Source organism: Deinococcus sp. Leaf326, from assembly GCF_001424185.1.
Lineage (GTDB): Bacteria > Deinococcota > Deinococci > Deinococcales > Deinococcaceae > Deinococcus.
The window spans coordinates 1-10,352 of sequence record NZ_LMOM01000052.1 but is presented as its reverse complement, the minus strand read 5'-3'; the positions used below and the strand labels follow the sequence as shown (position 1 = coordinate 10,352).

Annotated in this window: 12 protein-coding genes and 1 pseudogene; 10 read left to right on the top strand and 3 right to left on the bottom strand. The window is 64.4% G+C overall.

What is annotated here, in order from left to right; genetic code table 11:
* Positions 1 to 2,353, top strand: a pseudogene (locus tag ASF71_RS24555) (hypothetical protein); the annotation flags it as partial.
* Here the strand turns inward: ASF71_RS24555 and ASF71_RS15360 are convergent.
* Positions 2,253 to 2,765 (bottom strand): hypothetical protein, encoded by a 513-nt coding sequence (locus ASF71_RS15360; RefSeq protein WP_082506091.1) that lies wholly within the window; start codon positions 2,763 to 2,765, stop codon positions 2,253 to 2,255. The pseudogene ASF71_RS24555 and the gene ASF71_RS15360 sit on opposite strands and share 101 nt — an antisense overlap.
* Positions 2,766 to 2,895: 130 nt before the next feature.
* Here ASF71_RS15360 and ASF71_RS15355 point away from each other — a divergent pair, with 130 nt between their 5' ends.
* From ASF71_RS15355 to ASF71_RS23005, 6 genes are all read left to right on the top strand, one after another.
* Entirely contained in the window at positions 2,896 to 3,288 is a 393-nt protein-coding gene (locus ASF71_RS15355; protein ID WP_056301945.1) for a helix-turn-helix domain-containing protein, read from the top strand.
* Between the two features lie 2 nt (positions 3,289 to 3,290).
* On the top strand, positions 3,291 to 3,560 hold the full coding sequence (locus ASF71_RS15350; RefSeq protein ID WP_056301943.1) for a hypothetical protein: 270 nt from the start codon (positions 3,291 to 3,293) through the stop codon (positions 3,558 to 3,560).
* Positions 3,561 to 3,641: 81 nt separating this feature from the next.
* Complete coding sequence (locus tag ASF71_RS15345; RefSeq protein ID WP_056301939.1) at positions 3,642 to 4,067, top strand: response regulator; 426 nt, start codon at positions 3,642 to 3,644, stop codon at positions 4,065 to 4,067.
* A 71-nt stretch (positions 4,068 to 4,138) separates the two neighbouring features.
* Positions 4,139 to 4,555 carry a response regulator gene (locus ASF71_RS15340; protein WP_162243125.1) on the top strand — a complete coding sequence of 139 codons (417 nt, stop codon included), beginning with the start codon at positions 4,139 to 4,141 and terminating at the stop codon, positions 4,553 to 4,555.
* Between the two features lie 43 nt (positions 4,556 to 4,598).
* Positions 4,599 to 4,994 carry an HU family DNA-binding protein gene (locus tag ASF71_RS15335; RefSeq protein ID WP_056301935.1) on the top strand — a complete coding sequence of 132 codons (396 nt, stop codon included), beginning with the start codon at positions 4,599 to 4,601 and terminating at the stop codon, positions 4,992 to 4,994.
* A gap of 85 nt (positions 4,995 to 5,079) precedes the next feature.
* Positions 5,080 to 6,471, top strand: a complete 1,392-nt coding sequence (locus ASF71_RS23005) for a hypothetical protein (protein ID WP_200939727.1) — start codon at positions 5,080 to 5,082, stop codon at positions 6,469 to 6,471.
* On the opposite strand, the gene ASF71_RS15320 is transcribed toward ASF71_RS23005, so the two are convergent.
* Positions 6,455 to 7,729, bottom strand: a complete 1,275-nt coding sequence (locus ASF71_RS15320) for an IS66 family transposase (RefSeq protein WP_255354754.1) — start codon at positions 7,727 to 7,729, stop codon at positions 6,455 to 6,457. The two genes, ASF71_RS23005 and ASF71_RS15320, sit on opposite strands and share 17 nt — an antisense overlap.
* On the opposite strand from ASF71_RS15320, the gene ASF71_RS25300 reads away from it, so the two are divergent.
* Both ASF71_RS25300 and ASF71_RS15305 read left to right on the top strand, forming a co-directional pair.
* The gene (locus ASF71_RS25300) at positions 7,715 to 8,524 is read left to right on the top strand and encodes a hypothetical protein (protein ID WP_235514522.1); all 810 of its coding nucleotides are present in this window, start codon (positions 7,715 to 7,717) and stop codon (positions 8,522 to 8,524) included. The genes ASF71_RS15320 and ASF71_RS25300 overlap by 15 nt on opposite strands.
* A gap of 12 nt (positions 8,525 to 8,536) precedes the next feature.
* Positions 8,537 to 8,743 carry a hypothetical protein gene (locus ASF71_RS15305; protein WP_056301922.1) on the top strand — a complete coding sequence of 69 codons (207 nt, stop codon included), beginning with the start codon at positions 8,537 to 8,539 and terminating at the stop codon, positions 8,741 to 8,743.
* 57 nt (positions 8,744 to 8,800) lie between these two features.
* Here ASF71_RS15305 and nucS read toward each other — a convergent pair whose 3' ends face one another.
* Positions 8,801 to 9,574 (bottom strand): endonuclease NucS, encoded by a 774-nt coding sequence (gene nucS, locus ASF71_RS15300; RefSeq protein ID WP_056301920.1) that lies wholly within the window; start codon positions 9,572 to 9,574, stop codon positions 8,801 to 8,803.
* 145 nt (positions 9,575 to 9,719) lie between these two features.
* Between nucS and ASF71_RS23000 the strand changes: the two genes are divergently transcribed.
* Positions 9,720 to 9,977 (top strand): hypothetical protein, encoded by a 258-nt coding sequence (locus ASF71_RS23000; RefSeq protein WP_082506092.1) that lies wholly within the window; start codon positions 9,720 to 9,722, stop codon positions 9,975 to 9,977.
* Positions 9,978 to 10,352: the final 375 nt, after the last annotated feature.

The window sequence follows — 10,352 nt, the reverse complement described above, 5'->3', positions numbered from 1 at the left end:
TTTCGGGGGACAACTCCGGGTCTATGCCGACAGCGCTGGACTGCAGCCCCTGGAAGAAGTCCAGACACCAAGAAACCTAATCACAGGGGACGCCAGCCTGCTCCAGAACGACCTCACGGCACGGGGCCCTGTGGCGGCCGAGTACCGCCGCCCAGGCCTCTCCGCCCGCTACGCCCTGAAAGCAGCCGTTGAGCCCTTCGGCGAACGGCAGTACAACAGTGATGGGGCGGCCGTGAAGGTGCAGGCTGGTCCAGTGCAGGTGTTCGGCTATCACGCCCTCGTCGAGGCGGGCAGCCAGAAGATCACCGCCAACCCACTAACCGGCATCGTGGATCTGGGCGCAGGCCTGACGCCTGGCAGCGAGACCGTCGTGCTGACCGCCACGGTCGAGGGGCTGAGCAGGACGAGAACGCTCACGCGCGGCGTGGACTACACCATCGTCTACGACACGGGCACCGTGATCCTGACCCGCCCCGTGAGCTTCACCGATCCAGACCTGGAGGCCCCTCAACTCACTGTGACCTTCAGCCGGCCTGGAGATACCGCCCAGCGCTCAGCCGCCTGGGGTATTGGAGCGCGGCACGCCTGGGGCACCTCCCTGAATGGAGGCGAAGTTGTCGCCGCCTACGCACAGGAGACCGGTCGGGGCACCTTCGGCGTCAAGGGCACGCTGACCAGCCCAGGACGACAGGTCCGGGTGCTCGGTCTGGTGAGTGGTGGGGGCCGCGCCGAGATCGGCCTGAAGCAGCGGCTGGGGCAGACCGGCGTGCTGACCGTGGCCGCGGTCACCCAGAGCGAGGGGTACGACGGTCTCCTCAAGGGCACCTCGGGGACCACAGTGACTGCCGATGTCGTTGTGTCCGTTGCTGAAGCATTCGGCGTCAAGGCGGGTGCAGCCTATTCCAGCGTCACGGGCATCCTGRGCGCTGAACTGCTCGGCACCGTGACGAATCCCCGCTGGACTGCAGGCCTGGGCATCGGTGCAACGACGGAGGGCCAGGTCTTCGCCATGGTCGAAGCAGGCGTCACAGCCCCCTACGCGGTGAAGCTGCGCCATGCCCAGAGCCTGACCGGTCAGGCCAGCGAGACCGCCCTGAGCGCAGCCCTTCCCCTAAGCCGCGATCTGGCCGTCAAGATCGAGGACCGCGTGAGTTGGGGCAGCCAGGACGTGCAGCACGCGGGCGCCATCGGACTGGCCGGGCGCTTTGGCGTGAGTCAGTACGACGTGACCTATGAACTGCCCAATGCGGCGGGTGCAGCTGGGCGGGTACGTGCCGGCGTGCAGGCAGAAATGCCACTCGGCAACCACTGGAGCGTGGGCCTGCGAGCGACGACTTACGTCTTCCCTGCCCTCACCACTCAGGCAAGGGTTGAAACGCGGTATCGCCACGACGGTCTCCTGGCCACCCTCGGCCTGGACGCGACCGTGCAGGAAGGACTCACCGCCGGCGTACGGGGCAGCCTCACCTACGGCCAGGGACCCTGGACCGCCTCGCTCACGGGGCAAAGTGCTTTTGGGGTACAGGCGGGTCACAAGTACGCCGCAGGACTGGCCTACCGTGGGCAGACGGTCGCGGTTCTAAGCACCGCACGGTACGAAGTGGGCGCCCTCGCTCAAGCAGGAGGTCTCGCCTCGCTGACGACGGACGCGACCTATCACCTCCAACGCTTCGACCTCCGAGCCGGGCTGGGCCTGCGCACGTCGGCCGACTTCCAGGCCTTGACCTGGCAGGCCTACGCTGGGGGCACGTATTGGCTCACGCCCGACGTGGACGAAGTGGGCGCTGGGGAAGCCTTGGAATTGTCGACCGAGCGAAGTGGGCGCCCTCGCTCAAGCAGGAGGTCTCGCCTCGCTGACGACGGACGCGACCTATCACCTCCAACGCTTCGACCTCCGAGCCGGGCTGGGCCTGCGCACGTCGGCCGACTTCCAGGCCTTGACCTGGCAGGCCTACGCTGGGGGCACGTATTGGCTCACGCCGCGCCTCGGCATCGGGGGGCTCTCCCGCGTCATCGGCCAGCGGCCCACAGGAGTCGTCGGGAGCTCGACCAGTCTGGAGGTGACAGTCGTGCCGGTCGCTGGGCTAGGCGTGACGGCCGGCTACGCCTTCCTCCCGACCACCGTGATCCTCAGCGAACGCGAAGCCCAACGCGGCGGCTATGTCCGACTGGATGTCCTCTTCCAGAATTGAGGACAGCAAAAGAACGCGGCAGCCCAAGCATTTTTGGGCCGCCGCGTTGTTCTGTGGCGTCTAGCGGCGGCTGGCTTTCAGTTTCTCGAAGAGTTGCGCCGCCTCGGCACGGGCGCGCGGTGCGTTCACCGACGCGGTGCCCAGGGTGCGCTGCCCCGTAAAGGCGTAATCGTCCGAATACCCGCGCTCGCTGGAGAACCAGGTGTTCCCAGACACTCGACCATCCGCAGCAATCGACGAGAACTCGTAGAACTGCGTCAGTTCTTTGGTATTGACGGTGATGACGTACTCACTGGTCTTCGGGTCATACCAACCCAGGGCCAGATACCCCGCCTTATTCGCGCCCCAGATGTAGAAGTCGTTCGGATCCTTTTCAGTGGTTTGAATCTCGGAGAGTTGAATCCGGTCCGTGAAGGCGGTATCGAGGGTGAAGTTCGTGTTCCAGGTCCCGGCCAGTTGAGCGACATAGGAACGGGTCGAGGGGATCGGGTTCGGAGGCGGGTTCTCAATGCTCGAGCACGCACTCAGGCCCAGCACACCCAGGCCCACAGATAACAGTAGGAAGGATTTCATCACCCATCAGCATACGGGCGATTCTGGTTGCACGCTGCCCCGTTTGCGTGCAGGACAACCCTCGTCCATCAGAGAGCGTGATCCGGTTCCCATTCCCGAAGGGCGGCACACGAAATGCTCTGGGGTAAGAATGCAGCTGCACGAACGCTTCCGCACCCTCCGCGCCGACACCGGCTTTCGCCTCAAGGACCTCGCCCTCCACTGCGACCTCAGCGTCCCTTACCTGAGTGACCTGGAGCGCGGCCGCACGCAACCCAGCCTCCAGACGCTCGAAGCGCTCGCCCGCGCGTACAACCTCACCGTGCAGCAACTCCTCAGCGGCGTCGACGGCTATGGCGCCACCACCACAGCTGACAGCCTCCCCACCGGTCTCGCCGCTCTCGTTGCCGATCCAGTCCTGGGTGCTGGGCTGACCCCTGACTGGGTCCAGACCCTCTCGCGCATCGAACTCCGCGGCAAGCGTCCGAGAGATAAGGAGGCGTGGTACGAGATCTGGCGCCACCTCCGCCGGGTCATGGTCTGAGCGTGCACTTCGAGCTGCATTTCGGCAGTCGCGTGCAGTACGACCCGGCGACCGGACACTGGTCGCCGCTGGAGGACGAGCTCGCCGTCCCGCTTGACCTGCCCGTGCTGCAACGCATGAAGACCTGTCTCGCGCAGGTCACGCCCTGGCCGCCGCAGGCCGACCTTGTCCGAGCCGTGGCTGCACAGTGTGGCGTCATGCCTGTGAAGCAGCGTGTTCGCCTTCAGCCGCAGGAAATTAAAGCTTCCCTCCTTCTTCCTCCAACGACCTGACCCATCGCGCTCTGCCGATGTCCGCTTCACGTGATGTCTCGCCCTTTATCTGACCTGAGATAAACTTATTCTACGCCGCACTTGCGCGTTCTCCTCGTCGATGACAGCCCCACAGACCAATTCCTCGCCCAAGAAGTCTTCAGTGAACAGAAGTTCGAGGTCGACTTGACGCTCTGCGATAGTGGCCAAGAAGCCCTGGACTATATGCACCGTCATCACGGTCATCTCCCCGATGTGGTGCTCCTCGACATCAACATGCCAGGCATGACGGGATTCGAGGTCCTCGTCAAGATCAAAGAAAGCCCCGAACTGACCCACATCCCCGTCATCATGCTGACGACCTCTCAGGCAGCCACAGACATTGAGACGGCCTACACGTTGCAGGCCAGTTCATACCTCATCAAGTCTCCAGATTTTGGGTTGTTCCTCGCGCAGATCGAGGCCTTCATCGGCTTCTGGCGGGGCAACCGATTCCGGTATAGCCGGGAAGCTGAACGTGCACGCTGACCCGTATTCCCCTGGGTTCTGGAGAGGCCCGTGACTCAGGCTCAAGGCTCGCTGCCCTTCACCTGCTGGTGGTGGACGACAGTGTTGCCGACCTTCTGCTCATCACAGCTGCCTTTGAGGACTACCCGAACGTGAGGTTGACGACGCACGCCCAGGCCACAGGTGCGTTGGCTTGGCTGGAGACGCGGGCCGCCACGGGAAGCGCACCAGATCTCGTGGTCCTCGATCTCCATATGCCCGGTGTCGATGGTCTGGCGTGGCTCCAGCTCCTACACCAGCGCCCAACGCTCCGGGACATTCCCGTCCTGCTGTATTCCCTGACCCCCGTGGATCGTCAGCTCGGGCAGATCACCTCGCCCCAGGTCTGCGGCTGCTGGCAGAAACCCGTCACGTTTACGGGAATGCAACAGCATGCCCAGCATCTCTATGACATCTGGGAACGCGAGCAAGTCTTCACACCTTCGACCTTAGAGGCGAGCCCCCAATGAATCCCAATAGCGTTGGACGGCTCTATCCCTCACACTGTTCCCCATGACCAAGCCCGCGAAGAAGGCCGCCTCCAAGACGAAAGCTGCTCCGGAGTCTAAGGCCGCCCCCGAGAAGAAGGCCGCCGCTGCCCCTACGCCCACCCCGGCCGGTCCTGCTGAGAAGGGCAAGCTCGCCAAAGCCGAACTCACTGAGCAGATCGCCGAGCGCGCCAACCTCTCCCGTAAGCAGGCGAACGAGGCCTTTGATGCGATGGTCGAGGTCCTGGTCGATACCCTCAAGAGTGGCAAGAGCGTCGGCCTCCCCGGCCTTGGCACCCTCAGCGTCAAAGAGACCGCCGCCCGGACCGGCGTACGCCCCGGAACCAGTGAGAAGATTCAGATCCCCGCTGGGAAGAAGGTCGCCTTCAAAGTCGCCGTCAGTCTCAAGGGCACCCTCTAACGTCCCCCGCACTTCAGGAGGCCTTCGGGCCTCTTTTTCTTTTGCCCCATGCTCGGCCAACCAGAACCGCCCACACCATGAAGGCATGACGACCCACACCGTTCCCCCTGCCCCCCACTTCGGCCGTTCCCCCAAAGCCACCTGGGACCTCATCCTCCAGCCCCTCACCACTCACCTCTGCGACCTCGAAGCGCACCTCCTCCATGGGCAGCCGCTCCAGGATTCCCTCCTCTCTTACACCTCTCTCCAGCACCACCACACTCTGTTCCTCGCCGGCCACAGTCTCCTGCTCGGCGTCACCCTCCTCTTCCAACACGACGCCGATCCTCAGACCCTCGGCCTCGTCCAGGATCTCGCCTGCACCGTCGAGCGACTCCTCCCCAGCGAAGTCTCCCTCCCAGGCGTTTTCGAAGAACTCGCCGAAGACCTCCAGCGTGACCGGACGAATGGCGCCCCCCTGCATCTCCACGAGGTCCATCAGACGGCCACCCTGCTGCTCCAGCGCTTTACCCTCCTCGACCATCCGCGTCCGGCCCTCTTCCAGAGCAGTGTCCTCTTCCCCCAACTCCACCAGCCGACCCTCTCCCCCGACCATCCCCTGACACCGCCACTCACGGCCCTTCACCCCGACCCCACCCTCGCACCGGAGCGGCAAGCCCGCGAGGCGGCGCTCTATGCCCTGCTGGAGAACGCCACGCTCAGCGAGGAGCAGCACGCCGCTCTGCTGCTCCTGCACCTCAATGCCCGCGACCGGTACACCAATCACCCCGTCAACGTGTTCCTGAACATGGCGGGTGGGTGTCTCCTTATCGCGCGTGACCGACATACCGAGGCGCGCACTTCCGCCGTTCATACCCAGGCGCTCCGGGCGCACCTCCAGGCGATGCATCAGGAGCTCGGCCGCGTCCGCGTCGCCGCCCTGCGTCCCGGCAGCCTCATTGAGCGACCGGACCGACCCCGCATCGTTCACCGAGCGTTGAACCTGTTACGACAGACGCACTACCACCAGCTCACGGACGCCTCGCCTGTGGAGGCCGCACAACAGCACCTGCTCTGGCGAGCCCTGGACCGGCTGGAGGATCAATGGCGCCAGGACCTATCTCCCCTCCAGCGGGAGCAACTGCACGTACGACTGATGCTCCGGTGCTGCTGTGCCCTGACCGATATGCACCGCGCCCCCGGCATGGGTCTCCCACCTCTCGTCGAAGTCGCCGCCCAACTCAGCGGCCTCGATCCTCTCTGGGGGTGGAAGGCGTTGCAGCCCGACATCCAGATCCCACCCCATGAGAATGTCGCTCTGGCCCTGCGACAGGTGCTCACCCTGTTGGATCTCGCCGACAGCTTTCAGATTGACGAGTTGGGCGAACGCCTTCGGGATGCGGCCGGGCATCTCCTGGCGTGTTGCCGGCACGCGGGTCTTCGTCTCCCGCAGCAAGCCGCCTTCGAGCGGATGTACGTGATTAGCGACGCAGGCTGATCAGGACATCAACGGGGTCCTGACCGCGTAACCGCGCGGTCTCCACCGTCGACTTGATGCGCATGTACGTCTGCGCTCCCAGGGCGTTCTTGCTGCACTGTGAGACCTTGCGCGCAATGACGACCGACCGCAGGCTCCGTTCCGCCGCGTTGTTCGTCGGCGGGATATCCGGGTCCACCAGGAACCGCAGCAACCGGCCCTGCCGGTGCTGCCCCAGCAACCCCAGTCGTAGACGTTCGTTCCCTGGGGTCTTCAGTGGCCGCCGGTTGAGCAGCAGGTCCAGGCGCAGGGTGAGTGCCTCACCCTGCTGTCGATATTCGTCCCGGTCGCATCCCCCACGACGGTGGTGGGCATGCAGCGCCATCAACGCCCGGCACACCTCGGCCAGGCGCTGCCCATATTCCCGGCCCCGTCCCCGCTTCCCCTGGGCCTGCTCACTCGCCGTCTGGGCGTTGCGCAGGACGTGGGCCAGACATTTTTGCTGCCCGACCCCTGCCAGCGTGTGACTGTCGTACACCTTGAAGCGGTCGCACACCAGCACGCCACCGAAGTCATTGCCGAGCACCGCGCGCAGCTCGATGTTGGTGTGCTGGAGATTCGCCCGGAACAGCACGATCTCGGCCGAGCGGAAGGTGCTGACCCAGGCCTGAGTCGCGTTCATTCGCCACCCCGTGTCGTCATGGTGCACGTCAGGAGCTGCCCGCAGCTCCTGTTCCAGATGCTCGACATGCGTCGCCAGTGGGCTTCCGTCACGCGCCAGGCGCTGAGCGGCCTGGGTGATGGCCCCCTGGGACACCCGAATACCGGTGGTCAAGCTCAGCACCCGTGGAATGCGGCGCTGTGGGAGACCGACCTCGTGATGCAGCGCCTGGATGGTGGCGGCCAGTCGGGGGCCGCAACGATGCGCGGTGGCCCCGCGTTGATCCGGCTGGAGGTCGGGATGCGCGCCACGCACGGCCTGCCCGCAGTGCGGGCAGGCCATCACCGGCACGTGGTACGCCGTGATCTGCACGATCTGAGCGGGCAGATCGCTGATCCAGGCGCGGTCGTGGCGCGTGAAGATCAACTCGCCCGTATAGCCGCAGGCGGTGCAGGTGTTGGGCGTCGGAACCTCGATCACACGGTCCTCCTGCTCGGGAGCAGGAGGACGCTTGTACGTGAAGACCCCCTCACCCGCACGGCGACCTGCAGTCTTCGGGTGGGCTTTCCGACTTCCCCGGCTGTGAGGGGCGGCGTATTTGCGTTGCTGACGCTCCAACTGCTCGATACGTTTGAGGAGCTGTTCGATCTGCTCAGCCTGTTGACGAATCTGCTCGGCCTACTTGCGGATGATCTCGTAGAGATCCTGTTCCGTCAGCGGGGCAGCCATGCGGCTCATCCTAGCGAACGTGACGGTGCCGTCCGGCTCGCGGGTCTTCGTCTCCCGCAGCAAGCCGCCTTCGAGCGGATGATGGGTGCTGAGCAACATCCATTGCGCGCAAGTTGCTTTTCGCCGCGGGAGCTCGTCGCCTTTCGGGTACGGATCGCGCACATCCTCGAACAGGTGGATGCCGATCTCCTGGTCGCAGAGGCGGCAGAGGCCCACGAGGCATTGCTCCATGACGCGCCACAGGCGATGGATGCACAGACCCCCGAGCCCATTCTGGCGGCGCCAGTCTCTACCGTGACGGCGCCACTCTCCATCCCCATCGACCCGCCGCACGTGCAGGAAGTGCGGGGCATTCTCCAGGGCCGCCACATCGTGTTGATCGGCGGCGTTCCCGATGCCGCTCACCGCCAGGCGATCATGACCAGCCTGGGACTCGCGGAGCTGGATTGGATCGCAGCCGACGAGTACGCGCACGGCACGCACGCCCATGCCCGCCTCACGGAGCAGACCGCACTGGTTGTTATTGCCATTCGCTGGATGGGTCACGCGCACAGTGCCCTGCGGGAAGTCGCACGCGCGAAGGGCATTCCGTACGTGATGCATCCGGGTGGCCTGAACCCGAACAGTCTGGCGTGGCAGATCCTGCAACAGACCAGCCGGCAACTGGGCACCCTCGCGAGTTGAGATACTGCACGCATGAACGAGCGGGCGCTGGAGGTCATCATCGTGTTGAACATTCGGGGGAACATGGCGACTGTGCAGCTGCCGGATACCAGTGAAGAAGAGTGGAGTCTGGCGAGCTTACCTGCGGACGTGCAGCCAGGCGACCGTGTGGGGGTTCAGGTGGACGGCGGTGACTTCGAGATGACCTTGCTTCCGAGGCATGCTGGCCTCCAGGCCTGAAGTCAGTGCAGCAGGAGGGGGTGGCATCGTGAACATGCCACCCCCTCCTGCTGTCGTTCAGTCGAAGAGCGAGGGCTGCGCCACTGGTCCACCCGCTGCCGCCGTCGCCTGGGGCAGCGCGGACACCTCCCGAAATTCGAGCCCCCGATTCTCCAATTCCAATCGGGCGGGTGTCGTGATCGAGGGCGCCGCCAGGATGCCCCGCACCACTGCCTTCGCTGGGAGTTTCCCTTCCACCGACCGCACGTACCGCGCCAACTGAGACACCGCGTGCTGCGTGGCGCGACCCCGCTTGAGTTCCACCACCACATACCGCCCCTGCGCATCTCGGGCGTAAAGGTCAATACCGCCCGACTCCACCATCAGCTCCCGGTTCAAGACGCGCAACCCCGGTTCGATCAACTCGGGATGTTCGGCGAGCGTCTGCTGCATCTCGGCTTCCGATCCTCGCAACACGAAGCCACCCGCCTGCGCCAGTTCCAACGCGAGCGCCATCTGCGGTTCCAGGAACACCACCTGCACCAACTCCTCCGGACTCCGCCGCGAGGCCAGAAGCATGCAGACGTCCTCGTCCACCCGCGCCGTAATGCTGTCCGTTTTCGGTTGCCAGTTCATCGGCTTGATGCCCGTCGGGTGATGGATCTGCAAGCTGCCGTCCTGCTTGACCACCACGAGGTAGGTCCCCACGTCGGCTGTACTAGCGGCCCGCCCCTGGTAGGTCACTTCTGCGAGACCAGCGACTTGCACGAGGCAATCCCGCGAGCGCGTGTGTCGGTTGAGGAAGTCCGCGAGATCTTCCGGGGACGGCATGAGCAGCTGCTGACGAATCATGGTCCTCCTGTTCTACGCCCATGACCACGGTGCCGCTGTGACCTGTGGTCCCTCCCCGCTGACGCGGGAGAGCACGAGCGCACATGACTTCACTCCACACGGTTGTTCACCCGAGGTCTCGTCCGCTCGTCGGGGAGGTGGCGACATGGCCCGACGCCGATCGCCCGCTTCCCTGACCGAGGCCCACCAGGTCCTTCGCCCCTCAACCCCACTCGCCCAAGTCACGCGAGACGTGATCGGAAAAGATCAGGCCGATACCGAACGCGAAACCTGGGAAGTGCGCGAGTCGCTGCACCACTGGGACCGGGCGCAGCTGCTCGTGCGACATCAGGCCGCCGGTGCTCACGAGTCAACGCTGAGCCCCACCGAGCTGACCACGTTTGGCGAAGACCTTGTCCGCTAAGACCCCACCGCGCTCACAAGCCAGGGCACCGATCTATGTCCTGTCTACTCGTTCACCCCAGGAGTCCGTCATGCACCAACCCCTTTTGCTCCGTACCTCTTGCAAGCCGCCTATGATTACCCGGAGTTTCGGCGTTCGCTCTCCAGCTCATACCTAGATGCTTGCTACTCCTGAGTATCCCTTTGGGAATACCAACAAATAGATTCGGAGGCGAAGGAGACGAGTTACATCATCTGCTACGTCAGCAGGCCTTCCGGGAGAAGAGACAGGACTACAGTCTCAGTAGATGACAACTTCATTTTTTACTGCTCCTGACGCTGAAAAAGGGCTGATGATCGCCTCCAGAAAGGTCACCAGTCGTTCTGGTTTCCAGCG